Annotated in this window: 22 protein-coding genes; 10 read left to right on the top strand and 12 right to left on the bottom strand. The window is 70.3% G+C overall.

Annotation, left to right across the window (positions count from 1 at the left end):
- The first annotated feature begins 84 nt into the window (after positions 1–84).
- Positions 85–585, top strand: a complete 501-nt coding sequence (gene tpx / locus AB0K67_RS18145; RefSeq protein ID WP_364060804.1) for a thiol peroxidase — start codon at positions 85–87, stop codon at positions 583–585.
- A 319-nt stretch (positions 586–904) separates the two neighbouring features.
- Here tpx and AB0K67_RS18150 read toward each other — a convergent pair whose 3' ends face one another.
- Together AB0K67_RS18150 and AB0K67_RS18155 are read right to left on the bottom strand one after the other, a co-directional pair.
- On the bottom strand, positions 905–1810 hold the full coding sequence (locus AB0K67_RS18150) for a TIGR03619 family F420-dependent LLM class oxidoreductase (RefSeq protein WP_364060807.1): 906 nt from the start codon (positions 1808–1810) through the stop codon (positions 905–907).
- Between the two features lie 4 nt (positions 1811–1814).
- Positions 1815–2618, bottom strand: a complete 804-nt coding sequence (locus tag AB0K67_RS18155; protein ID WP_364060810.1) for an SAM-dependent methyltransferase — start codon at positions 2616–2618, stop codon at positions 1815–1817.
- A gap of 98 nt (positions 2619–2716) precedes the next feature.
- Between AB0K67_RS18155 and AB0K67_RS18160 the strand changes: the two genes are divergently transcribed.
- Positions 2717–3469 (top strand): helical backbone metal receptor, encoded by a 753-nt coding sequence (locus AB0K67_RS18160; protein WP_364060813.1) that lies wholly within the window; start codon positions 2717–2719, stop codon positions 3467–3469.
- 79 nt (positions 3470–3548) lie between these two features.
- Here AB0K67_RS18160 and AB0K67_RS18165 read toward each other — a convergent pair whose 3' ends face one another.
- The 5 genes from AB0K67_RS18165 to AB0K67_RS18185 are packed head-to-tail and all read right to left on the bottom strand — an operon-like array spanning position 3549 to position 8776.
- Positions 3549–4697: an ROK family transcriptional regulator gene (locus AB0K67_RS18165; protein ID WP_364060816.1), complete on the bottom strand. Its 1149-nt coding sequence runs from the start codon at positions 4695–4697 to the stop codon at positions 3549–3551.
- Positions 4698–4700: 3 nt separating this feature from the next.
- Entirely contained in the window at positions 4701–5546 is an 846-nt protein-coding gene (locus AB0K67_RS18170; RefSeq protein WP_364060819.1) for a carbohydrate ABC transporter permease, read from the bottom strand.
- Positions 5533–6492 carry a sugar ABC transporter permease gene (locus tag AB0K67_RS18175; protein WP_364060822.1) on the bottom strand — a complete coding sequence of 320 codons (960 nt, stop codon included), beginning with the start codon at positions 6490–6492 and terminating at the stop codon, positions 5533–5535. Before AB0K67_RS18175 ends, AB0K67_RS18170 begins: the two co-directional genes overlap by 14 nt.
- Positions 6489–7856: an extracellular solute-binding protein gene (locus AB0K67_RS18180; RefSeq protein WP_364060825.1), complete on the bottom strand. Its 1368-nt coding sequence runs from the start codon at positions 7854–7856 to the stop codon at positions 6489–6491. Before AB0K67_RS18180 ends, AB0K67_RS18175 begins: the two co-directional genes overlap by 4 nt.
- Positions 7857–7888: 32 nt before the next feature.
- Entirely contained in the window at positions 7889–8776 is an 888-nt protein-coding gene (locus tag AB0K67_RS18185; RefSeq protein WP_364060828.1) for a sugar phosphate isomerase/epimerase family protein, read from the bottom strand.
- Between the two features lie 114 nt (positions 8777–8890).
- Between AB0K67_RS18185 and AB0K67_RS18190 the strand changes: the two genes are divergently transcribed.
- Entirely contained in the window at positions 8891–9919 is a 1029-nt protein-coding gene (locus tag AB0K67_RS18190; RefSeq protein WP_364060831.1) for a zinc-binding alcohol dehydrogenase, read from the top strand.
- Between the two features lie 2 nt (positions 9920–9921).
- Positions 9922–10707, top strand: coding sequence for a sugar phosphate isomerase/epimerase family protein (locus AB0K67_RS18195; RefSeq protein ID WP_364060834.1), 786 nt, complete (start codon positions 9922–9924; stop codon positions 10705–10707).
- 1184 nt (positions 10708–11891) lie between these two features.
- Here the strand turns inward: AB0K67_RS18195 and AB0K67_RS18200 are convergent.
- Positions 11892–12998 carry a zinc-binding alcohol dehydrogenase gene (locus tag AB0K67_RS18200; protein ID WP_364060837.1) on the bottom strand — a complete coding sequence of 369 codons (1107 nt, stop codon included), beginning with the start codon at positions 12996–12998 and terminating at the stop codon, positions 11892–11894.
- Positions 12988–13875 (bottom strand): Gfo/Idh/MocA family oxidoreductase, encoded by an 888-nt coding sequence (locus AB0K67_RS18205; RefSeq protein ID WP_364061379.1) that lies wholly within the window; start codon positions 13873–13875, stop codon positions 12988–12990. The genes AB0K67_RS18200 and AB0K67_RS18205 overlap by 11 nt, the downstream gene beginning before the upstream one ends.
- On the opposite strand from AB0K67_RS18205, the gene AB0K67_RS18210 reads away from it, so the two are divergent.
- Positions 13771–14025 (top strand): hypothetical protein, encoded by a 255-nt coding sequence (locus AB0K67_RS18210; RefSeq protein ID WP_364061404.1) that lies wholly within the window; start codon positions 13771–13773, stop codon positions 14023–14025. The genes AB0K67_RS18205 and AB0K67_RS18210 overlap by 105 nt on opposite strands.
- Positions 14026–14178: 153 nt before the next feature.
- Complete coding sequence (locus AB0K67_RS18215; RefSeq protein ID WP_364060840.1) at positions 14179–15297, top strand: glycosyltransferase; 1119 nt, start codon at positions 14179–14181, stop codon at positions 15295–15297.
- On the opposite strand, the gene AB0K67_RS18220 is transcribed toward AB0K67_RS18215, so the two are convergent.
- A complete protein-coding gene (locus AB0K67_RS18220) occupies positions 15294–16088 on the bottom strand; it encodes a universal stress protein (RefSeq protein ID WP_364060843.1) in 795 nt (264 codons plus the stop codon). The two genes, AB0K67_RS18215 and AB0K67_RS18220, sit on opposite strands and share 4 nt — an antisense overlap.
- Positions 16089–16212: 124 nt before the next feature.
- On the opposite strand from AB0K67_RS18220, the gene AB0K67_RS18225 reads away from it, so the two are divergent.
- Together AB0K67_RS18225 and AB0K67_RS18230 are read left to right on the top strand one after the other, a co-directional pair.
- Positions 16213–16470 carry a hypothetical protein gene (locus AB0K67_RS18225; RefSeq protein WP_364060846.1) on the top strand — a complete coding sequence of 86 codons (258 nt, stop codon included), beginning with the start codon at positions 16213–16215 and terminating at the stop codon, positions 16468–16470.
- A gap of 83 nt (positions 16471–16553) precedes the next feature.
- A complete protein-coding gene (locus tag AB0K67_RS18230) occupies positions 16554–17165 on the top strand; it encodes a phosphatase PAP2 family protein (RefSeq protein WP_364060849.1) in 612 nt (203 codons plus the stop codon).
- Here AB0K67_RS18230 and pip read toward each other — a convergent pair.
- Together pip and AB0K67_RS18240 are read right to left on the bottom strand one after the other, a co-directional pair.
- Positions 17096–18061: a prolyl aminopeptidase gene (gene pip, locus AB0K67_RS18235; RefSeq protein WP_364060852.1), complete on the bottom strand. Its 966-nt coding sequence runs from the start codon at positions 18059–18061 to the stop codon at positions 17096–17098. The two genes, AB0K67_RS18230 and pip, sit on opposite strands and share 70 nt — an antisense overlap.
- A gap of 23 nt (positions 18062–18084) precedes the next feature.
- Positions 18085–18660: a hypothetical protein gene (locus AB0K67_RS18240; RefSeq protein WP_364060855.1), complete on the bottom strand. Its 576-nt coding sequence runs from the start codon at positions 18658–18660 to the stop codon at positions 18085–18087.
- A gap of 275 nt (positions 18661–18935) precedes the next feature.
- Between AB0K67_RS18240 and glgX the strand changes: the two genes are divergently transcribed.
- Together glgX and treY are read left to right on the top strand one after the other, a co-directional pair.
- Positions 18936–21029: a glycogen debranching protein GlgX gene (glgX, locus tag AB0K67_RS18245; protein ID WP_364060858.1), complete on the top strand. Its 2094-nt coding sequence runs from the start codon at positions 18936–18938 to the stop codon at positions 21027–21029.
- The gene (treY, locus tag AB0K67_RS18250; protein ID WP_364060861.1) at positions 21022–23169 is read left to right on the top strand and encodes a malto-oligosyltrehalose synthase; all 2148 of its coding nucleotides are present in this window, start codon (positions 21022–21024) and stop codon (positions 23167–23169) included. The genes glgX and treY overlap by 8 nt, the downstream gene beginning before the upstream one ends.
- Positions 23170–23177: the final 8 nt, after the last annotated feature.

The following is a 23177-nucleotide window of genomic DNA, read 5'->3' on the forward strand; positions in this document are numbered from 1 at the left end:
CTGCGGCGGGATCACCGACGACGGGCGCCGATAGGATCGCGCTGCTGGGCACGATCTCGGCACCATCGCTAACAGGAGGTTTTCATGTCCGACGTCACGTTCAAGGGCACCCCGATCACGGTCGGCGGCACCTTCCCGCAGGCCGGCGACACCGCGCCCGCGTTCCGCCTGGTGGGCAAGGACTTGTCCGAGCGCACGCTCGACGACTTCGGCCAGAAGACCAAGGTGCTCAACATCTTCCCGAGCATCGACACGGGCGTCTGCGCGGCCTCCGTGCGCCGCTTCAACGAGATCGCCGCCGAGCACCCCGACGTGGCCGTGCTGTGCATCTCGGCCGACCTGCCGTTCGCCCAGGGCCGCTTCTGCGGCGCCGAGGGGCTGGAGAACGTCACCACGCTCTCGCTGATGCGCGGCCGTGAGTTCCTCACCGACTACGGCGTGGCGCAGGAGTCCGGCCCGCTGGCCGGTCTCGCCGCCCGCGCGGTGATCGTGCTCGACGGCGACAACAAGGTCGTCTACTCCCAGCTCGTGCCGGAGATCACTCAGGAGCCTGACTACGACGGCGCCCTCGCCGCCCTCAAGTGACCCCGTCGCGGTAACCACCCGAGCCCGCCTGCCCGTTTGAGAGAAGCAGGCGGGCTTTCCACACCCCAGCCTTCCCGCCGGGCCTTCCGGCCCCTCACCGTCCGGTCTTCGCCTCTTCTATCCAGCCTCCGGTACCTTCTGCCCGGCTCCTTCCCCGGCCCTTCCGGCAGGAGAGGGCGAGCGCGGAGCTCGGCCGATGCACGGGTCGGCCGACGCAATCGTGTGGGGCGGCTGGGAGGCCGAGCGCGGCGGGTCAGCTCATGCGCGCGAGGCAGCCGGGGCGGCCGCGCGGGGCCGGCAGGGGCGAGCGCGCGCGGGGTCAGCCGAGGCGGGCGGTGAGTTCGTCCTGGAAGGACTTGGCGAGGTCGAGCATGTGCCGGTCGTCGGTGGCGGTGTGCTGGAGGTCGATGATCAGCTCGTGCGCCCCCGCCTCCACGGCCTCGGCGAGGTAGGCGCTGATCTCGGCCACCGTGCCGCTCCGGGGCGGCCTGCCGTCGTCGGTGATGATCGGGTTGGCGCGCAGGATCATGCGCAGCGCGCCGGGGTCGCGCCCGGCCTCCTCGGCGGCCTGGCACACGGTCTGCCACATCGAGGTCAGCACGGGGATGGGCAGCGTGGCGGTCAGCCAGCCGTCGCCGCGCCTGCCGATGCGGCGCAGCGCGGGCCCGGCGAAGCCCGCGAGGTAGAGCGGCGGGCGGCGGGCCGGCTTGGGCTCGATGTGGCTGGGCGGGATAGACCACAGGTCGTGGTCGAACGACACCGGGTCGGTGGTCCAGATGGCCTCGAGCGCGTCGAGGGTGGCCTCGTAGCGGCGGGCGCGGTCCTTCCACGGCACGCCGGCGGCGGCGTACTCGTCGGAGGACCAGCCGAGCCCGAGCCCCGCGTCGAGCCGGCCGCCGCTCAGGTGGTCGATGGTGGTGAGGGAGCGGGCCAGCACCGCGGGGGCGTACCAGCAGGCGTTCAGAGCGCTGGTGCCGAGGCGTACGGACGTGGTGACGGACGCGGCGACCGACAGCACCGAGAACGGGTCGAGGAAGGTCCGGTGCGCCTCGGGGATGGAGCCGTCGCCGCCGGGATAGCGGTCCTTCGGCTGGACGGGGGTGAGCAGCCGGTCGCCTGCCCACAGGCTGTGGAAGCCCATCGCCTCGGCCGCCCGCGCCACCTCCAGCACGCTGGAGAGCGAGGCGAACCTGCCGTACTGCGGGACGGCCAGCCCGACGCGCATGTTCTCAGCCCTTCCTGCCGACGCCGCACAGGATGAGCGACGAGGCGGGGTTGTCCATGAAGTCGATGACGTCGGCCTGCTCGGGCCGCCACTCGGGCAGCCACACCAGGCCGGGGTCGATGAGCGTGAACCCGGAGAACAGCTCGCGGATGCGCTCCCTGTCGCGCAGCACGAGCGGGGCGCTGGCGCTCTGGTAGACCTCGGTGCCGCGATCGACGGCCTCGGCTCTGGCCTCGCTCGTGCCGTGGGACATCACGAGGTAGCTGCCGGGCGCGAGCGCCTCGCGCAGCGTCGCCATGATCTCGTCGGGCCGCTCCTCCTCCTTGATGAAGTGCATGATCGCCACCAGCAGCAGGCCGACGGGCTTGCTGAAGTCGATGGTGGCGCGCACCTCGGGGTGGGAGAGGATGGCCGCGGGCTCGCGCAGGTCGCCCTCGATGACCGTGGTGTCGCCCTGGCCCGCGAGCAGCGCCCTGGCGTGCACGAGCACCACCGGGTCGCGATCGACGTAGACCACCTTGGCGTCGGGCACGACCTTCTTCGCCACCTCGTGGACGTTGCCCTGGGTGGGCAGGCCGGTGCCGATGTCGAGGAACTGCGTGATGCCGGCCTCGGCGAGATGGCGCACGGCGCGGCCGAGGAAAGCGCGATTGGCCCTGGCGGCGGCCCGCAGCTCGGGGGCGACCTTGAGGATGCGCTCGGCAGCCTCGCGATCGGCGGGGAAGTTGTCCTTGCCGCCGAGGTAGTAGTCATAGAGCCGGGCCACGCTTGGCGTGTTGGGGTCGAAACCGAGCGACTCGTGCTCCAACCGTCGTCCCCCCGATCATCGAGTGGAAGATCTTCAGCTTGAGTCTACGGCCCACAGCCGACAAATTGATCACGAAGCCATGGATCTAGGCTGTCAATGTGGATGACACCGGCACGGTCGTCAAGATTCCCGGCGAAGTACGGCGAATCGTCTCGCTGGTGCCGTCGCTGACCGAGTCGGTGGCGGCCACGGTGCCGCACGCTCTGGTCGGGGCCACGAAGTGGTGCACGCACCCGGCGGATCTCGACGTGGCGAGGGTGCGCGGCACCAAGAACCCCGACCTCGACGCGATCAGGCGGCTGCGGCCCGACGTGGTGCTCGCCAACGCCGAGGAGAACCGCCCGTCCGACATCGAGGCGCTGCGGGAGTCGGGCATCGCGGTCTGGGTGACGAAGATCGCGACGCTGGAGGAGGCGTTCGCGTCGCTTGAGCGGATGTTCGTGCACGCCTGCCGTACGGACCCGCCGGACTGGCTGGCTCAAGCGCGCGAGGCGTGGCGGGAGCCCTGGGACGGCCCGAGGCGTACGGCGATCGTCCCCATCTGGCGGCGGCCCTGGATGGTGGTGGGCCGCGACACGTTCACCGGCGACGTGCTCAGGCACCTCGGCGTGGACAACCTGTACGCCGGCCACCCCGAGCGCTACCCCAAGATCCCGCTCGACGAGCTGAACGCCCGCCGCCCCGACCTCGTGGTGCTGCCCGATGAGCCCTACGCCTTCAGCGAGACCGACGGCCCGGAGTCGTTCCCCGGCCTGAGGTGCGTGCCGGTGAGCGGCCGGCTGCTCACGTGGTACGGCCCGTCGCTGGTGGAGGCCGCGGGGGAGCTGCGCCGCACCCTTGCGGCCGCCTGACGCCCCGGCGGCCGCCGATCTCAAGGGCGACGCGCCTCGGCGGCTGACCGGCCTCGGTGGCTGACCGATCTCGGCGGGCCTAACCGGCTGCGGCGGCCAGCGCGGTGTCCACGGCGGCCGCCGACAGGACGTGCTCCATGACGAGCACCGCCATGCCGACGATGCCGGCCCGCTCGCCCAGCGAGCCGGTGACGATCGGCAGGTTGCGGGTCGTGTACGGCAGGCTGCGCCGGTAGACGCTCTCGCGGATGCCGGTCAGGTAGTGCTCGCCGGTGCGCGCCATGTCGCCGGACAGCACGAGCACGGCGGGGTTGAGCAGGCTGACCGCCGTGGCGAGGACGACGCCGAGCGTGCGCCCGGCCTCCTGCACGCGGGCGATGGCGGCCGGGTCGCCCGCCTGCACGAGCTTGACCACCTCGCGGCTGGAGCCCACGCCGAGGTCGGCGGCCAGGGCGCGGCCGCTGGCCAGCGAGGCCACGCAGCCGCGCGAGCCGCAGGTGCAGACCCGGTCGTCGGTCTCGCTGAGGCGCACGTGGCCGATGTTGCCCGCCGCGTCCTCGACGCCTCGGTGGATCCGGCCGTCGAGGACGATGCCGGCGCCGATGCCGGTGGAGACCTTGACCAGGACGAGCGCCGCGGTGTCGCGCCATGACGACCACCATTCGCCGAGCGCCATCGCGTTGGCGTCGTTCTCGACCAGGATGGGCACGTCGTACGACTCCTTGATGGCCTCGCGCACCGGATGGTCGTCCCAGCCGGGCATGAGGAACGACCTGATGACGTGCCCGGTGGCGTGGTCGACCGAGCCGGGCACGTCGAGCCCGATGCCGCATACGTCGCGGGCGGGCCGCCCGGCCCTGTCGAGCATGCGCTGGAACGCCTCGCGCACCCATGACAGCACCGCGTCGGGCCCCAGCTCGATGCGCATCTCGGCGTGCTCTTCCGCCATGGGGCGGGCGGCCAGGTCGGTGAGCGCCACCGTGGCGTGGGCGGCGCCCAGGTCGGCCACCAGGATCAGCCGCCTGGCGGCGTGCACCTCGAGCACCGACGGTGGCCGCCCGCCGCCGGAGGCGCCGACGCCCGACTCGTGGATGTATCCGGCGGCGATCAGCCGGTCGACCCGCTCGGTGATGGTCGAGCGTGACAGGCCGGTGTGCTCGATGAGCTCTTTGCGGGTGCGGCAGGAGCCATGGCGGATGAGCTGGAGGATCTGCCCTGCCGTCAGCATGGTCTATCCCTTCTCCGCTCCTGCGGTGAGGCCCTCCGTCAGCAGCCGCTCACTGGCGAAGAACACGATCACGATGGGCAGCGTGAGCACCACCGACCCTGCCATCAAGACCGTGGTGGGGATCTCGATGCTCCCGGCGAGCTGCGAAAGCCCCAGGGACACCGTCCAGCTCTCCCTATGGTCCACGAGGAAGAGCAGGGCGAACAGGAACTCGTTCCACGCGATCATGAACGCGTAGAGGCCGGTGGCCATCAGGGCGGGCTTGGACAGGGGCAGCACCACCCGCCAGATGGTCGACAGCCTCGAACATCCGTCGATCGCGGCCGCTTCCTCCACGCTCTGCGGCACGGTCTCGAAGTAGTTGCGGAGCATGTATACCGTGACCGGCACCGTCTGCGCGATATAGACGAGGATCAAGCCCACGAGGGATCCGCGCAGGCCGATCATGGTGAAGAACACGAACAGCGGGATGGCCAGCACGATCGCGGGAAACAGGTAGACCGCGAGGAAGAGGAAGTGCACCTGGCGGCGGCCGAAGAAGCGCAGCCGCGCCACCGCGTACGCGCCGGGTATCGAGACCAGCAGCGTGACCGCCACCGAGACGACCGCGACGATCGTGCTGTTCTTGAGGAACGTCAGGAAGCCCTGCCGGGTGAGCACGTCCACGTACGCGTCGAGGGTGAAGGCGGACGGCCAGAGCGAGCCGGGCTCCAGGATCAGCTCCTGGATGTCGCGTACCGAGAGCATCACCATGTAGAGGAACGGAAACGCGGTGATCAGGAAGAGGAACGCGATCACCAGCGGCCTGAGCGCCCGCAGCAGCGCCCGTTCGAACCTATCCCTGCTCACGCTCGCCTCCCGCGAAGAACCTGAGGTAGATCGCCAGGAAGACGACCAGGAACACGGCCAGCACGATCGCCTGCGCGGCGGCGGCGCCGATGTCGTCGCGCGAGGTGAGGAAGTTGTAGACACGCACGCTGACCACCTCGGTGCCGGCGCCGCCGCCGGTCAGCAGGTAGACGTCGTCGAACTTGGTGAAGGTGAAGACGAACCGCAGCACCGACAGCAGCGCGATGATGCGCCACAGTTGCGGCATGATCACGTAGCGGAAGCGCTGGGTGGGGGTCGCGCCGTCCACGATGGCGGCCTCGTCCAGCTCCTTCGGCAGCGCCTGCAGGCGGGCCAGGATGAACAGGAACGCGAACGGGAAGTACCGCCACGTCTCGAAGGCGATGACGGTGAGCAGCGCGACCGGCACCCGCACGCCGAGGAACTCGCCCCTGGCCTGGGTGAGGAACGCGATCGGCTCGGCCAGCCAGGTGTTGACGATGCCGTACTGCGGGTTGAGCATCGTCTCCCACAGGAACGTGACGGCCACCACCGGGGCCACGTACGGGATGAGGATCGCGGCCCTGACCAGCGTGCGGCCCCTGAACCTGTCGCGCAGCGCCAGCGCCGTGACCAGCCCGATGGCGATCGACAGCGCCGTGCCCGCGACGGTGTAGACGAGCGTGTTGACCAGCGACGACCAGAAGCCCGGCTCGGAGACCACGTACGCGAAGTTCTCCAGCGTGTAGTTCCCGAACAGGCCCGCCTGCCTGATGTTGATCAGCCGCACGTCCTGGAACGCCAGCATGATCGCCCACAGCAGCGGCAGCACCACCACGACCAGCGTGATGATCAGCGTCGGCGAGATGAGCGCGGCCCCGGCGCGGCCCTCCTGCTGCCGCAGCGTGCGCCCGCGGGGCCGGGGAGCGGGGGAGCCGGGCGGCTCCTCGACGCGGGCGGCGGTCACTCGCGGATCCCGCGCTTGATGCTCTCGACCTCGCGCTTGGCCTGCGCGGCGGCCTGCTGCGGGGTCAGCGACCCGTCGACGAGCATGCTGAGCGCCTTGGGCACGGGCAGCTCTCCCATGGTGGCGCCGACCAGCTTGCCCTGGCCCTGCGAGATGCCCCAGCGGGCGATGGTGTCGGGGCTCTTGCGCAGGGCGTCGAGCACGTCGTCGGGGTAGACGTCGGAGAGCGGCTTTTTGGTGTCGACGCCGGCGGGCAGCGCGTCCCACTTCTCCTCGAAGCCCTTGCGGGTGGGGACCTTGCCCTCGGGTGCCATGCCGATCCAGCGCTCGTAGCCCTCGTTCATCATGTACGTCACGAACGCGCTCGCCGGTTCCTTGGCGGCGTCGCGGGTGATGGCCCAGGAGACGATCTCGCCGTACTGGGCGGGGGCACTGCCGTCGGGACCCTTGAGCGCGGTGACCACGCCGGTGTTCTCGGCCAGCCACTGGGGGTTCTCACGGCACTGTGGGCAGCTCGGCAGCGCGTCCTTACGCAGGCCCGCGAGCTCGTCGAGGATGAACGACGACCAGATCGTCATGGCCGCCTTGCCGGAGAAGTACGTGGCCCTGGTGGAGTCGACGTCCTGCTTGCCCTTGACCGACAGGTTCCTCGCCAGGCCGGCGTAGAACGCGAACGCCCTGGTGCACTGCGGCGAGTCGAGCGTGACGTTGCCGGAGCCGTCCACGAGCTCGCAGCCGTTGGCCTGGGCGATGTGCTCGAAGCTCTGCGCGGTGAAGGTGTCCTTGGGCGCGATGGCGAGCGTGATGCCGGCGACCCCGCCGGTGTTGAGCTTGGTGGCGGCCTCCTGCAGCGTCTCGTAGGTGTCGGGCGGCTTCAGCCCGGCCGCCTCGAAGAGGTCCTTGCGGTAGAGGATGAGCTGCGCCCAGCCGTCGCTGGGCACCGCGAGCAGCGTCCGTCCCGAGCTGTCCAGCTCCAGTGCGCGTGGTGAGAACGCATCGCGGCCCAGCCGGTCGACGATCTTCCCCGGGGTCTCGGTGTCGAGCAGGTCGTTGGCCTCCAGCTCGCGTACGGAAGCCAAAGGCAGCGCCCCGATCACGTCCGGCAGGTCGCCCGCCGCGGCGGCGGCCGTGATGGTCTGGCTGAACTGGTCCTCGGCCACGCCGACCAGCTTCACCTTGATCCCGGTCTTCCTGGTGAACTCGGTGGCGATGGCGTTCTGCACGGCCATCCGGTCCTCGAGGTTCTCCTCGGTCCAGACCGTGATCTCGTCGCCCGCCGATCGCCCACCGTCGTCGCCGCAGGCCGCGAGCGAGACGGCGGCCAGCAGGGCGACGGAGAGGACGGCGGTCACCTTCGTCGGCATGGCACGCTCCTCTGATCGGGGATAAGCCGCACTTACCCCTGCACGAGATGACGCAACGTGCGGTAAGCGATACAGAGCCCGGCCTGCACTTTTTCCGGGCTTCCGCTCCACACCGGATCCTCGTGCTCGACGGAGACCACGCCGTCGTAGCCGCCCTCGTACAGCGCGTCGATCACGCGCGTCCAGTCCACCTGGCCGAGTCCGGGCACGCGGAAGCGGTACCAGCCCTTCGCGCCGCTGATCGGGCCGTGGTAGCCGTACCTGTCGATCGCGCCGGGCAGGATCTGGGTGTCCTTGGCCTGTACGTGCGCGATATGCGGGATGTACGGGGTCAGCGCGGCCACCGGGTCGATGCCGAGCGCCACCAGGTGGGAGGGGTCGTAGTTGAGCTTCAGCCCGAGCCCGAACATCCACTCCCACAGCTCGGGGGAGTAGGCCAGGTTGCCCGGATAGCCGTCTGGGTGCCAGCTCTTCATCACGCAGTTCTCGATGACCAGCTCGACGCCGCGGGCGGTGGCGTATTCGACGAGCGGGCCGAAGACGTCCTCGGCGCGCTTGAGGTTGTCGCGGACCGTCAGCCCGGGGTCGCGGCCGATGAACGTGCCGACCGTGGGGCAGCCCAGCGCGGCGGCGGCGTCCACGCAGCGCCGTACATGCGCGTTCACCTCCGGCCCTCGCTCGGGGTGGAGATTGTTCTCGTAGTACGCGATCGAGGAAAGCGTCAGTCCGGTCTCCGCGAAGATTCTTCGCACGCGCTCGTTCTCGGCTTCGTCAAAAGAATCTACCTTGATGTGATTGCGATCATCGGATGCCGGCCAACCCGCTACTTCCAGGGCTTCGTAGCCCTGCCGGGCCGCCCAGCGGGCTATGTCGGTAAGACCGCTTTCCGGAAGACACGCAGTCAGAAACCCCAATTTCATCAGTAACCCCCGATGGAAGTCGTAGACTTAAGCGTGTTTCCGGCGCAACTAGTGCTTGCAAACAATCACTAAATCTTTGTCTTTTGTTTGATCATTAAGCGTAAGTGTTGGGGAATGCGCGTCATCACCTTCGAAGAGCCAGGCCGTGTCCGCGTCAGCCTGGAGGAGCCCGCCGATCTCGTCCCGGGCACCGTGCGGGTACGCACGCTCTATTCGGGAGTCTCCGCGGGCACCGAGCTCACCGCCTACCGCGGCACCAACCCCTACCTCACTCGCAAGTGGGACACTGAGCGCCGGCTCTTCGTCGAGGGACAGACGTTCGCCTACCCGCTGGCCGGATGGGGCTACCAGGAGGTCGGCGAGGTCGTCGAGGCCGCACCCGATGTGGCCGGCCCGCCCATCGGCAGCATGGTGTGGGGCATCTGGGGCCACCGCGCCGAGGCCGTCGTCCCCGCCGCCAAGCTCGAAGGTCACCTGCTGCCGCCCGGCGCCGACCCGCTGACCGGCGTCTTCGCCCGCGTCGGCGCCATCGCGCTCAACGCCGTGCACGCCGCCGACCTGCACCTCGGCGACCAGATCGCGATCTTCGGGCAGGGTGTCATCGGGCTGCTCGCCACCCGGCTCGCCGTGCTCAGCGGCGCCCGCGTGGTCGCCGCCGACGCCATCCCCGGCCGCCTTGAGCTGGCCAGGCGGTTCGGCGCCGCCGAGACCTTCGACATCGCCTCGGGCTCGGTGGCCGAGTTCATGCGCAAGCGGGTCGAGGGCGCCGACAGCGTCATCGAGCTGAGCGGCAGCAACGCCGGCCTGCACGAGGCGATCAGGACCGTGCGCAGGGGCGGCAGGGTGGTCGCCGCCGGGTTCTACCAGGGCGACGGCGTCGGCCTGCGGCTCGGCGAGGAGTTCCACCACAACCAGGTCCAGCTCGTCTCCGCGCAGATCGGCGGCGTCGCCTCGTGGCTGGCGCACCGGTGGGACGTCGAGCGGCTGCAGCGCACGTTCATGGAGCTCGTTCACCGCGGCGAGGTGGACGCGCGGGCCCTGGTCAGCCACGTCGTGCCCGTCGACGCGGCGCCCGCGGCCTTCGACCTGCTCGACAAGCACCAGTCCGAGGTGCTTCAGCTCGTCTTCGAATTCAAGGAGTGACCGTGAAGCTCGCCGTACAGGAGCAGCTGCTGCCCGGCCGCAGCCTGCAGGAGAAGTTCGCCTTCGCCCTCGACGCCGGCTTCGACGCGATCGAGTTGCGCGGCAAGGGCGATTTCCACTTCGCCGGCAGGCTCACCGAGCTCAAGCGCGCGCGGGCCGACGGCGTCGTCATGCCGACGGTCTGCGTGGACATGCCCCACTTCATCGGCGACTTCGACCCGGCCAAGCGCAAGGACGCCATCCAGCAGCTCAGATCGCAGCTCACGGTCATCGCCGAGCTGGGCGGCATCGGCGTCATGACCCCGGCCTCCTGGGGGCAGTTCTCCCGCAGGCTGCCGCCGTTCGAGCCGCCGCGCAGCCCCGATGAGGACCGCGAGGTGCTGGCCGAGGCGCTCGGCATCCTCGGCGAGCACGCGCACCGCAACGGCGTGCTGATCATGCTGGAGCCGCTCAACCGGTACGAGAACCACATGGTCAACACCCTGGCCGAGGCCGTCTCGTACTGCTCGATGGACTCGATCAGGATCGTCGGCGACACGTACCACATGAACATCGAAGAGGACGACCCCTGCCGGGCCCTCATCGACGCCGCGCCCTATCTCGCGCACATGCAGATCAGCGAGTCCAACAGGAACCAGCCGGGCACCGGCCACCTCGACTGGGGCGCCCAGCTCGCGACCCTCGACGCCGTGGGCTACGACGGTTATCTCGCGCTCGAATGCCGCCTGCGCGGCGAACCCGAGATCGTCCTGCCCCAGACCGCCGCCTTCATCAGGAAATACCTATGATCCTCCGCGACGCCGTGCGCGTCCTGGTCAGCAACTGGGACGGCAGCTACACGGTCCCTTCCCGTCGCCTCTACCCCCACCAGTGGAGCTGGGACTCCGCGTTCGTGGCGATCGGCAACGCCCGCCTGTCGCCGCGCAGGGCCAGGGCGGAGCTGCTGACCCTGTTCGGTGCGCAGTGGAGCGACGGCCGGGTGCCGCACATCGTGTTCAACCCCGAGGTGCCCGAAGGCGCCTACTTCCCCGGTCCCGCCTTCTGGGCCGCGCGGGCGCCGTCCGGCGTGCGCACCTCGGGCATCGTGCAGCCTCCCGTGCACGCGCTGGCCGCGTGGAAGACGTATCTCGCCGAGCCCGACCACGCCTTCCTGCGGCGCATCTACCCGCGGCTGGTGGCCCAGCAGGAGTTTCTGCGGGCCCAGCGGCGCTCGGCTGACGGGCTGATCGCGATCGTGCACCCCTGGGAGTCGGGCATGGACAACAGCCCGGCCTGGGACGTGCCGCTGGCCGCGGTGGACGCGCCGTCCGGCGGCTTCGTGCGCAGAGACCTGGAGGCGGTCAGCGCCGACGAGCGGCCGACCGACCGCGACTACGCCCGCTACATCGCGCTGGCCGAGTCCTACCGCGAGTCCGGCTACACCGACCCCGGGGCGTTCCAGGTCGAGGATCCGCTGTTCAACGCCGCGTACGGGCTGGCCGAGTCGGCGCTCGCCGACATCGCGCGGGTGCTCGGGCTCGATCCCGGGCCGCACGAGCGCGAGGCCGCCGCCGTCACCTCCGCCATGGTCGAGCACCTGTGGGACGGCGGGCTCTTCCAGGCCCGCGACGTGCGCACCGGCAAGCGGGTCGAGTCCGCGAGCGCGGCCGGGCTGACCCCGCTCGTGCTGCCAGATCTGCCCGGCGAGGTGGCCGACGCGCTGATCACGACCGCGCTCGACCGGTTCCGGCTGAAGGACATGCCGCTGCCCAGCTACGCCCTCGACGCGACCGAGTTCGACCCCGCCCGCTACTGGCGCGGCCCGAGCTGGATCAACCTGAGCTGGCTCGTCTGGCACGGGCTCAAGGACCGCCGCCCCGACCTCGCCGCCTCGCTCGCCGACGCGATGCGGCGCACGGTGTGCCGGTCGGGCTTTCGCGAGTACTTCGACCCGTTCACCCTGCGCGGCCACGGCTCCCGCGACTTCAGCTGGTCAGCCGCCCTCATCCTCGACCTCGTCGCAGAGCACAGCCTGCACGCAGCCGAGCCGGCCGGCCGCGAGCTCTGTGAACAGGCCTGGAGCTTCGCCGAACGCGACGAGGTGGGTCACCAGGTGCCGGCGTAGCGCCGTACCGCGCCGCCTGAGCAGCTCGATCGTCTCGTGCGAGAGCCGCTCCCTGTCCCAGGCGTGCGCCAGGCCGCGCGGCACCCGCCCGATCTGGGCGCAGCGCACGCTCAGCCCGTTGTGGTGGAACTCCTCGCCGAGCCGCACCTCCTCCGCACCGCCGGTGTAGAAGGCCAGGTCGATCAGCGTGCCCTGGGGGCGCAGCAGGCGCAGGCCGAGCGCCAGCGCCCTGGCCTGGCCACGGCACTGGAAGACCACGTCGGCGCCGCGATCGTTCGGGCCGTGCCGCCAGCGGCGCTTCAGAACCACGGCCGGGTCCTCGCCCGCGTGCAGCGTCTCCGCGCCGAGCGCGGCGGCGATCTCCAGCCGCGACGGGGTCTCGTCCACCACCACGACCTCGGCCGCGCCCGCCGACATGGCGAAGCAGGCCGTCAGCAGCCCGACCACCCCCGCGCCGGCCACCGCCACGCGCCGGCCGCGCACGCCGTCGCCCAGCTCGCGCACCGCCGGGCCGTGCAGGTCGTGTGCGGCGTGCAGCAGGCCGTTGGCGCAGATCGGGCCCATGTGGGCGACGTAGATGCCGAGCAGCGGGTCGAGGTCGTCGGGCAGCTCCACGAACCTGTCGGTCATCGGGTCGGCCACGTACGCGGTGCGGTGGCCGTACGCCATCGCGAGCAGCGCGCCTTCGCGCACCGCCCGCGTACGTGTCTCGACCACCAGCCCCACCTGCATGTAGCCGATGCCGCGCACCGGGTACGTCACCGACGGCGCGCCGTCGCGGAACAGCCCGAGCGCCGGGTCCCAGCTCGCGCCGAGGTAGGGGTTGGTGCCCTTGACGTAGGTCAGCTCGGTGCCGGCCGAGACGCCGCTGTGGGTGGTCGCGACCATGAAGCCGCCCTCCGGCAGGTCGGGCAGCTTCTCCTCGACCAGGCACACCTCGCCGGGCGCCTCGATGCTGAGCGTCTCACTGGTCATCGAGCGTCACCGGCCTCTGCTCGGCTGCGGATCGGGCGAGTGCCAGCGCCAGGCGGTGGGTGCGCAGCGCCTCCTCGTACGGTACGCGCACGTCGGCCGCCTTGCCCTGCACCGCGTTGATGAACTCGCGGTCCACCCGGACCTTGGCCCGCCCGTCGTCCTCGATGGCGCGGTGGCCGTCCACCAGCAGCCTGGTCTCGCTCAGCTCCAGCGCGATGCCGTCCGCGCACACCTCGAGGCCGACCCGGTGCTTGCGGGTGAGCAGGCAGGACGTGGCGAGCAGCCCGGCCGCGCCCCCGGCGAAGCGCATGACGGCGGAGGTGGCCCGGTCGATCTCGCCGTCCTCGCGGGCGCCGCCCGGCACCGCGTGCACCATCGACACCTCGCCGACCAGCGCCCGAGCGAGGTCGAGCACGTGCACGGCCTGCTCGATGATCTGGCCGCCCGACCGGACGGGGTCGAGCCACCAGGAGACGGGCGGCACCTTGTCCAGCCAATGGCCGAGCGCCAGGTGTACGGGACGTCCGGCGAGCAGGTCATGCGCTTGCCCGACTATGTCTAGATATCTCCAATGATGTCCTACGGCGGAGGGCAGAGATCTCCGCTGTATTTCTGCTGCGATGTTTTCGGCGGTCCGCAGGTCAAGAGATAGTGGCTTTTCCACGAAAACCGGGATATTGCACGACAAAACATCGAGTTCTGGGTCGCCGTGCGCGAAAGGCGGCACGCAGACGTACACGGCGTCGAGACCGCCCGCGTCGAGCAGGTCGGCATGGCCGCCATAAGCGGGGGAGCCGTGCTTGGCGGCGAGGGCCCCGGCCCTGCGGGAATCGGTGTCGGCGATTCCGGCGATCGTGACATCGGGGAGGCCGGACAGGACATCGGCATGGCGAGCGGCGACATTTCCGGCACCGATGATGCCGACACGCGTTTTCGGGGACACGATCCGGCATATGCCACCTGTGGCCCGAATCAAACGGACATGTTCGAGGGCCTGGGGCTCGGGCAGAGGCTTGGACCTCTTTGAGATTCGGGGCTGATGCATGGAGAAGATCCGCGCGCCTTCGCCAGGGTCCGTGAATGGTACGGGCCGCATTCGAACACGGCCGCGAAATGGCCGGTCGACGGCCGGCCTGCGGCGACCGGCACGCTCGTGCCCGGGGTTTCCTCGGAGGTTTCGATGAAAGTCCTGGTGAACGCCGGACCGTGGCTGGAGGTCCCGCCCGCGGGCTACGGCGGCATCGAGAACGTCGTGGCCACGCTGGTGCCCGCGCTGCGCGAGCGCGGGGTCGGCGTCGTGCTCGCCTCCGTCGGCTCAAGCACCCTGGAGGCGGACGAGCTGATCCACGCCTACGACGAGGGTCAGTTCGGTGAGCTGCAGAAGCCGTACAACCAGGTCATGGGCATCACGCACGCCCATCTCGCCAGGGTCGTGTCCGAGCTGCGCGGGCGCGACGACATCGACCTCGTGCACGACCACGTGGAGGTGGTCGGCCCCGCGGTGCTGTCGGCGTGCGGCGGGCCGCCCGTCCTGCACACCCTGCACTGGGACCTGCGCAAGCACCCGGCCTTCTACGGCGCGTTCCCCTCCTCGATCGCTGTCAACGGCGTGTCGCGGTCGCAGCTCGCCCGCGCCCCCGAGGCCCTGCGCGCCGCCTCACTGGGCGCGATCCACCTCGCCACCCCGCTCGCCGGCCGCGACGTCCGCGTCCCGCGCGGCGAGCACCTGGTCGTGATGGGCCGCATCTGCTCCTTGAAGGGCCAGCACGTGGCCGCCAGGATCTGCCAGAAGCTGGGCCTGCCGCTGGTGCTCGCCGGCCCCGTGAGCGCCCGCGACTCGCAGGCCGAGCTGGACGACGTCGCCCAGAACCCCTACCACCCGCTGCACGGCCACCCCGACGTCCGCTACCACCTCGACCAGGTCGCCCCCTACCTCGACGGCGAGGTCGTCCGCTGGGCCGGCGCGGTGGGCGGGCAGGAGCGCGACGAGCTGTACGGCTCCGCCCGCGCCGCGCTCTTCCCCATCCAGTGGGACGAGCCCGGCGGCACCGCCGTCGTCGAGGCCCTGGCACTCGGCGTGCCGCCGATCGGGCTGCGCCGCGGCTGCCTGCCGGAGCTCATCGACCACGGGCGTACCGGCTTCCTCGCCGGCACCGAGGAGGAGCTGGCGGAGTGGATCCTTCGGGCCGACGAGATCGACCCTGAGGAGTGCCGTCGCGAGGCCCGCCGCCGCTTCTCGCCGTCCGTCATGGCCGACCGGTACCTGGAGCTGTACGAGCAGGTGATCGGACGCCGTTAGCCGAACCCGCGCGGCAGGACGGCGACCGGGCGCGGGGAGGCGCGCAGCACCTTCATCGCCAGCTCGCCCAGGAACACCCGGTGCGGCTGGGCGTCCTCGCTCGCCGCGCATACCAGCAGCTCGCCGTCCAGCCACTCCACGCCGGCGAGCGCGGCGGCGACGTCGTGGCCCTCGGCCACCTCGGCCTCCGCCTCGATGCCGGTGCTCTCCCAGGCCAGCCGTACGGCCAGCGCGAGATCGTCGCGGAGCCTGCCCTGGTCGTCGGTACGCAGGTCGAGCGTGATCAGCCGCAGCCGCACGCCGAGCCGCAGCGCGGCCTGCGCCACCTGCTCGACCGCCGCGTCGCACTGCGGCCGATGAACGTAGGCCAGCGTGAGCCTGGCCGGCTCCTCGGGCGGCAGGTAACCCGCGGGCGCCAGCATCACCGCCTCGGGCGACATGTGCAGCAGGTGGTCGGCGGTCGAACCGATCGAGATGCGGCCGTGCTGCCCGCCGTCCGCCGACCCGACCACGATCAAGTCGGCCCTGATCCTGCTGGCCAGCACCGCGAGCCCGCGTCCCGTGCCCCGGCTCTCGAACGTGATGAACTCGGCCGGCACCGGCCCCAGCTCCTCGGCCGCGTGCGCCAGGTTGGCCTGCGCCTCGACCGCCAGGCCCGGGCTGTTCGGCGGGTAGATCGTGGCGACCGTCAGCTCGCCACCGGTGACACGGGTGATCGCGGCGGACAGGGCGAGCGCGTCCCGCCCGCCCGGGTCGTTCGCATATCCGACGATCACGTGCGCTCCGATCACGAAGGCCCTCTTACCCGCTCTCACCTGGGAATACGCGACCTTGATCCGAATGTTTCACACATTCGGAGGCGTAAAGAACGTGAAGATCACTCTTGATACCCGTTTCAACGGGTCTCTTGGCCCCGTGACCCTTCGTGAAGCGGTTCAGCAGCTCAGGGAACGGGATCTGGCCTGCACGGTCGCCGCCGACGAGGTCGACAAGAAGGCCACCGTCTTCGCCGACTGTGTCGAGCGCGGCTTCACCCCGCTGCGCAGCGAGATCATGGCCGCCTACTACGTCGCCGAGCGCGACGCCGCCACCGAGGCGTTCGACCGCGGGCTGATCACCCGCGCCGAGCTGGAGGCGAAACAGGAGGCTCTGGCGCGTCAGCTCCTCACTTGACGACATTCACCCTTATGGTGGAGGCGTCGGCGGCTTCCTGTTCGTAAGGTGCTGTCCATCGGATATTCATCGATTGGACAGGCGTGTACCAGGACATCGTCGACTTCGCTCTCAGCACCCCCGCATGGCTGCACACCGTCGCCGAGATAGGCACGGACGCGGGACTCTTCGTGTTCGCGTTGCTCTTCGTCGTGGCCGCGGTGCGGGCCTGGCGCGGGCCCGCGCGTGACCTGGCGCTCGTCGTCGCCGGGCCGGCCGGGATCGTGCTCGCGTACGTGCTGAGCGAGGTCATCAAGGTGTTCGTGAAGGAGGACCGGCCGTGCCGGGGCGGGATCGCGACGATCGCCGCCTGCCCGCCGCCGGACGACTGGTCCTTCCCCAGCAACCACTCCGTGATCGCCGCCGGCGCCGCGGCCACCCTGATGCTGTGCTGGCGCGCCCTGGCCTGGGTGGTGTTCCCGCTGGCCGCCGTCATGGCGTTCTCGCGGGTCTTCGTGGGCGTGCACTACCCGCACGACGTGGCCGCCGGCTTCCTGCTCGGCGTGACCTTGGCGCCGCTGTTCGCGCTGCTCGTGGTGGGGGCGGTCACCCCCGCCGTACGGCTGTTGCGCGCCCGGCTGCCCCGCTACTTCCCCGAGTCCGCGAACCCGTCCGTGGCGGCGATCAACCGGTCGAGGATGCCCGGCTCCGAATAGGCGTGCCCGGCCCCGGCCACCAGGTGGAACTCCGCCTCGGGCCACGCCTTGTGCAGGTCCCAGGCCGTGGCCACGGGCGTGCACATGTCCTGGCGGCCCTGGACGATCACCGCGGGGATGTGGCGGATCTTGTGCACGTCGCGGATGAGCTGCTCGGGCTCGAACCAGCCGCCGTGGGTGAAGTAGTGGTTCTCGATCCTCGCGAAGGCGACGGCCTTGCGCGCCTCGCCGAAGTCGTCCACCAGCTCAGGATCGGGCAGCAGCGTGACCGTGCCGCCCTCCCACTGTGACCACGCCCTGGCCGCGGCCAGCCGGGCCGCGTCGTCGTCGCCCTCCAGCCGCCTGCGGTAGGCGGCCATGAGGTCGCCCCGCTCGTCCTCGGGAATCGGCTCCAGGAATCGCTCCCACAGGTCGGGGAAGACGTACGAGGCGCCTTCCTGGTAGAACCAGTGCAGCTCCTGCGGGCGCAGCGTGAAGATGCCGCGCAGGATCAGCTCGGTCACCCTGCCGGGGTGCGTCTGGGCGTAGGCCAGGGCCAGCGCGCTGCCCCACGACCCGCCGAACACCTGCCACCGCTCGATGCCCAGGTGCTCGCGCAGCCGCTCCATGTCGGCCACCAGGTGCCAGGTCGTGTTCGTGCTCAGGTCGGTGGCGGGGTCGGAGGCGTGCGGCAGACTGCGTCCGCAGTTGCGCTGGTCGAACAGGACGATGCGGTAACGCTCAGGGTCCCACTGGCGCCGGTGGCTCGCGCTGCACCCGCCGCCGGGACCGCCGTGCAGCATGACCGCGGGCTTGCCTTCGGGGTTGCCGCAGACCTCGTAGTAGATCTGGTTGCCGTCGCCCACGTCGAGCAGGCCGGAGTCGTACGGGTCGATGGGCGGGTACAGAGTTCTCATAAGCCCAGATCCTGCCGCATCGGTCACTGAGACCACGTGTGCCGGTTGAGGAAGCCCCGTTCGCCGGTCGCGTACTCGTGGAACGCCTGCCGCACCTCCGCCAGCTCCTCCACCGTCGTGCGCACCAGCGTCCCCTCCTTGTACTCCAGCTCGTACCCCGGTGACACCTGGATGAAGTGCCGGCCGAAGTTGACCAGCGCCACGAACGGGTTCTGCGCCGACATCGTGCCCAGCACGTCGTGCACGAGCCCGAGGTCCGGATCGTGCACGATCATGCCGTCTCCGGTGTGGAGCTGCATGCCCTCGTAGACGCCGAGCGGCGCGACGTTGTGCACCAGGTCGCGCTGCGGGTCGTAGCAGACCATGCCGTGCGCGCGGGCCACGGTGAAGACCTGCGCGGAGACCTCGTCCATCGTGTCGAGGTCCATCGTCACCAGCACGTGCCCGGGGTAGAGCGTGATCTCCCCCGGGAGCTCCTTGGCGACGTCGGGTACGGGGCCGCCGCCGGGTTCGGTCCGCTTGACCGCCAGGTACGTCGCGCGCGCCTGGTCCCTGCTGATCGGTACCGGTTCGTCCCAGACCATCAACTCAACGCTCATCGGTCCATCTTGACGGACCCGCACCCGTGCCGTGTGTCACTACCTGGGTTTTTCCTAATCCGGCACCAGGTGGGCCGTGCATTGGCGCGCCTCGGGGCAGGCACTCGGGGCCGATCGGCGGCTTTCGCGCCGTCGGGGACGGCCCACCCCGTTGACCTGGGGCCCGGCGGAGTGATCACGGGCGTGGCGTGGGAAGGAACAGGGTCGTCCGGGGGGCGGGCTTGTCGCGTGGAGCGGGGGAACGGAACATGGGGAAAGACCGCAAGGGAGCCTCGATGATCGAGATCTGGCCGGGAGACCCCTATCCGCTCGGGGCCACGTACGACGGGGCCGGCACGAACTTCTCGCTTTACACCGAGGTCGCGGACAAGGTCGAGCTGTGCCTGTTCGACGACGACAACGTCGAGTCGCGGGTGCCGCTGACCGAGGTGGACGGCTTCATCTGGCACGGCTACCTGCCGGGCATCGGGCCCGGCCAGCGTTACGGCTACCGCGTGCACGGGCCGTACGACCCGGCGCGCGGGCTGCGCTGCAACCCGGCCAAGCTGCTGCTGGACCCGTACGCGATGGCCATCGAGGGCGGCGTGCAGTGGCACGAGGCGGTCTACGGTTACCGCTTCGGCCAGCCCGACTCCAGGAACGATCTCGACTCGGCGCCGTACGTGCCGCGCTCGATCGTCATCAACCCGTTCTTCGGGTGGGGTCATGATCGGCCGCCGGCGACGCCGTACCACGACACGGTGATCTACGAGGCCCACGTGCGGGGGCTGACGATCAGCCACCCCAAGATCCCGAAGCATCTGCGCGGCACGTACGCGGCGCTCGGCCACCCGGAGATCCTCGACCACCTCACCAAGCTGGGCGTGACGGCGATCGAGCTGATGCCGGTGCACCAGTTCGTCACCGATCACATCCTGGAGCAGCGCGGCCTGTCCAACTACTGGGGCTACAACTCGATCGGGTTCTTCGCCCCGCACAACCGCTACTCCAGCCAGGGGCAGCGCGGCGGGCAGGTGCTGGAGTTCAAGGCGATGGTGCGCTCGCTGCACGAGGCGGGCATCGAGGTGATCCTCGACGTCGTCTACAACCACACCGCCGAGGGCAACCATCTCGGGCCGACGCTGAGCTTCCGCGGCATCGACAACATCAACTACTACCGGCTGGTCGAGGACGACCCGCGCTATTACGTCGACACCACGGGCACCGGCAACAGCCTGCTCATGCGCTCGCCCCACGTGCTGCAGATGATCATGGACTCGCTCCGCTACTGGGTCATCGAGATGCATGTCGACGGGTTCCGCTTCGACCTGGCCTCGACGCTGGCCAGGGAGCTGCACGAGGTGGACCGGCTGAGCGCGTTCTTCGACCTGGTGCAGCAGGACCCGGTGCTGTCGCAGGTCAAGCTCATCGCCGAGCCGTGGGACGTCGGCCCCGGCGGCTACCAGGTCGGCAACTTCCCCTCGCGCTGGACGGAGTGGAACGGCCGCTACCGCGACACCATCCGCGACCTGTGGCGCGGCCAGCCGGCCACGCTGCCGGAGTTCGGCTCCCGCTTCACCGGCTCCAGCGACCTCTACAAGGACGACAGCCGCCGCCCCGCAGCCTCGATCAACTTCGTCACCTGCCACGACGGGTTCACGCTTCAGGACCTGGTGTCGTACAACCACAAGCACAACGAGGCGAACAAGGAGGGCAACCGCGACGGCACCGACGACAACCGGTCGTGGAACTGCGGCGAGGAGGGCCCGGCGGGCATCGCCGTCGAGTCGCTGCGCGAGCAGCAGAAGCGCAACTTCCTCACCACGCTGTTCCTGTCGCAGGGCGTGCCGATGCTCTCCCACGGCGACGAGCTGGGCCGCACCCAGAAGGGCAACAACAACGGCTACTGCCAGGACAACGAGCTGACCTGGGTGGACTGGTCCGACGTCAGGGAGAACTGGCTGCTGCTGGAGTTCACCCAGAGCCTGGCGGCGCTGCGCAAGAAGCATCCGGTCTTCCGCCGCCGCCGCTTCTTCTACGGCAAGCCCGTACGCGGCCTGAGCGACATCGCCTGGCTCACCCCGGCAGGGGAGGAGATGACCGACAGCGACTGGAACGTCGGCTACGCCAAGTCGCTGGCCGTCTTCCTCAACGGCGACGCCATCACCGAGCCCGACCGGCGCGGCCGGCCGATCAGGGACGACTCGTTCCTGCTGCTGTTCAACGCGCACCACGACACGATCACGTTCACGATCCCCAAGGACTATGGCGAGATGTGGCACACCGAGATCGACACGGCCATGCCGATCAGGCTCGACGCTCGCATGGTGAAGGCGGGGGACGCCATCGACGTGCCGGGCCGCAGCGTACGGGTGCTGCGCCGTGCCTGAGCCCGCCGTGGTGAAGCCCACGTCCACGTACCGGGTGCAGCTCACCCCCGACTTCGGTTTCGCGGAGGTGGCCGAGATCGCCGGCCAGCTGCGCGACCTCGGCGTCAGCCACGTCTACCTGTCGCCGATCCTGCAGGCCACGCCCGAGTCGCGGCACGGCTACGACGTGACCGACCACTCCCGCATCAGGGAGGAGTTCGGCGGCGCGACCGGCTTCAGAGAGATGGCGCAGCAGCTCGCCGCGCACGATCTCGGCATCGTGCTGGACATCGTGCCCAACCACATGAACACGATGAACGCCGCGTTCTGGTCGGTGCTGAAGGACGGGCCGGAGTCGCCGTACGCGAACTGGTTCGACATCGACTGGGTGGACGGGAAGGTCGCGCTGCCCGTGCTCGGCGACGACGTGGAGCCCGTCGTGGACGGCGACGTGCTGCGCTACCACGAGCACGCGTTCCCGTACCCGGGCCACTACCGGCTGGTCGACTGGCGCGAGGGCCCCGGCTACCGGCGCTTCTTCGACGTGTCGTCGCTGATCGGGCTGCGCGTCGAGGACCCGGCGGTGATGTTCGCGACCCACGAGGTGATCTTCTGGCTGCTGGACGAGGGGCTGGTGGACGGGCTGCGCGTCGATCACCCCGACGGCCTCGCCGACCCGCGCGGCTACCTCGAACGCCTGCGCGCCCGCGCGGGCAACGCATGGACGGTGGTCGAGAAGATCCTCGTCGGACCCGAGCGGCTGCCCGCCGACTGGGCGTGCGACGGCACCACCGGCTACGACGTGCTCAACCGGGTGGGCGGCCTGTTCGTCGATCCCGAGGGCAAGGAGCCGCTGATCGAGCTGTTCACCCGGCTGACCGGCCAGCCGGCCGACTACCGGCAGGTGATGGCGCAGGCCAAGCGCGAGGTGATCGACCTGTTCTTCGGTGCCGAGGTGGAGCGGCTGGCCAGGGTCACCTCGTGCGCGCCCGAGGCCGTGCGGGAGCTGCTCGCCGCGATGCCGGTCTACCGCGCGTACGTGGTGCCGGGCGAGCCGCCGCCGCCCGAGTCCGTCGAAATCGTCGAGCGGGCCGCCGCGACCTGCTCGCCCGCCGTCCGCCCGCTCGTCCAGGAGGTCCTGTACGGCTCCGCCGAGTCGATCGTGCGCTTCCAGCAGGCGTGCGGCCCCGTCATGGCCAAGGGGGTCGAGGACACCGCGCTCTACCGGTGGTTTCCGCTGGCCTGCCTCAACGAGGTGGGCGGCGAGCCGGACGTCTTCGGAATCCCGGTGGAGGAGTTCCACGAGTTCTGCGCGCGGATGCCGCCGTACGCGATGACCACGCTGTCCACTCACGACACCAAGCGCTCGGAGGACGTACGGGCGCGGCTCGCCGTGCTGTCGGAGATGCCGGGGGAGTGGGCGGCGGCCGTGGCCGAGTGGTCGGCGCAGGTCAGCTTCGACCCGCACCTCGACTACCTGGCCTGGCAGAACCTCATGGCGGCCTGGCCGATCTCCGTCGAGCGCTTCACCGACTACCTGCTCAAGGCGGCGCGCGAGGCCAAGACCGCGATCTCCTGGGTCAGCCCCGACCCCGCCTACGAGCGGCGGCTGCGGGCCTTCGCCGAGGCCGCCGTGCGCCTGCCGGTCGGCGGGTTCACCGAGCGCATCGACCCGTACGCGATGTCCAACTCGCTCGGGGCCAAGCTGGTGCAGCTCATGATGCCCGGCGTCCCCGACGTCTACCAGGGCAACGAGACCACCGACTTCTCGCTGGTCGATCCCGACAACCGGCGGCCGGTGACGTACCCGCGCAAGCCCGAGACCGCATGGGACTCCGCCAAGCTGCTCGTCACCACCCAGGCGCTGCGGCTGCGGCGGCGGCTCGGCGGCGAGGCCGCGTACCTGCCGCTGCGGGCCGAGGGCGAACGCGCCGGGCACGTGATCGCCTTCGCCAGGGGCGACCGGCCGCGCGCCGTCGCGGTGGCGACGCGGCTCCCCGTACGCCTGGCCGCCGCCGGCGGATGGGGGGCCACCACGCTGACGCTGCCCTCCGGCACCTGGAGGGACCTGCTCACCGGCTGCCTGCACACCGGTCGCATCCCGCTCGCTCACCTGCTCGGTCAGTACCCGGTCGCACTCCTGGAGAGACATGATCTTTGAGGTCTGGG

It is taken from the genome of Nonomuraea sp. NPDC052634 (assembly GCF_040678535.1).
GTDB classification, from domain to species: domain Bacteria; phylum Actinomycetota; class Actinomycetes; order Streptosporangiales; family Streptosporangiaceae; genus Nonomuraea; species Nonomuraea fastidiosa.

Excerpts from the sequence above, each read along its gene's own strand:
- tpx (WP_364060804.1), top strand. The coding sequence starts at position 85 with ATGTCCGACGTCACGTTCAAGGGCACCCCGATCACGGTCGGCGGCACC.
- AB0K67_RS18150 (WP_364060807.1), bottom strand. The coding sequence starts at position 1,810 with ATGCGCGTCGGGCTGGCCGTCCCGCAGTACGGCAGGTTCGCCTCGCTC.
- AB0K67_RS18165 (WP_364060816.1), bottom strand. The coding sequence starts at position 4,697 with ATGCTGACGGCAGGGCAGATCCTCCAGCTCATCCGCCATGGCTCCTGC.
- AB0K67_RS18180 (WP_364060825.1), bottom strand. The coding sequence starts at position 7,856 with ATGCCGACGAAGGTGACCGCCGTCCTCTCCGTCGCCCTGCTGGCCGCC.
- AB0K67_RS18185 (WP_364060828.1), bottom strand. The coding sequence starts at position 8,776 with ATGAAATTGGGGTTTCTGACTGCGTGTCTTCCGGAAAGCGGTCTTACC.
- AB0K67_RS18190 (WP_364060831.1), top strand. The coding sequence starts at position 8,891 with ATGCGCGTCATCACCTTCGAAGAGCCAGGCCGTGTCCGCGTCAGCCTG.
- AB0K67_RS18200 (WP_364060837.1), bottom strand. The coding sequence starts at position 12,998 with ATGACCAGTGAGACGCTCAGCATCGAGGCGCCCGGCGAGGTGTGCCTG.
- AB0K67_RS18210 (WP_364061404.1), top strand. The coding sequence starts at position 13,771 with ATGGCCGCCATAAGCGGGGGAGCCGTGCTTGGCGGCGAGGGCCCCGGC.
- AB0K67_RS18215 (WP_364060840.1), top strand. The coding sequence starts at position 14,179 with ATGAAAGTCCTGGTGAACGCCGGACCGTGGCTGGAGGTCCCGCCCGCG.
- pip (WP_364060852.1), bottom strand. The coding sequence starts at position 18,061 with ATGAGAACTCTGTACCCGCCCATCGACCCGTACGACTCCGGCCTGCTC.
- AB0K67_RS18240 (WP_364060855.1), bottom strand. The coding sequence starts at position 18,660 with ATGAGCGTTGAGTTGATGGTCTGGGACGAACCGGTACCGATCAGCAGG.
- glgX (WP_364060858.1), top strand. The coding sequence starts at position 18,936 with ATGATCGAGATCTGGCCGGGAGACCCCTATCCGCTCGGGGCCACGTAC.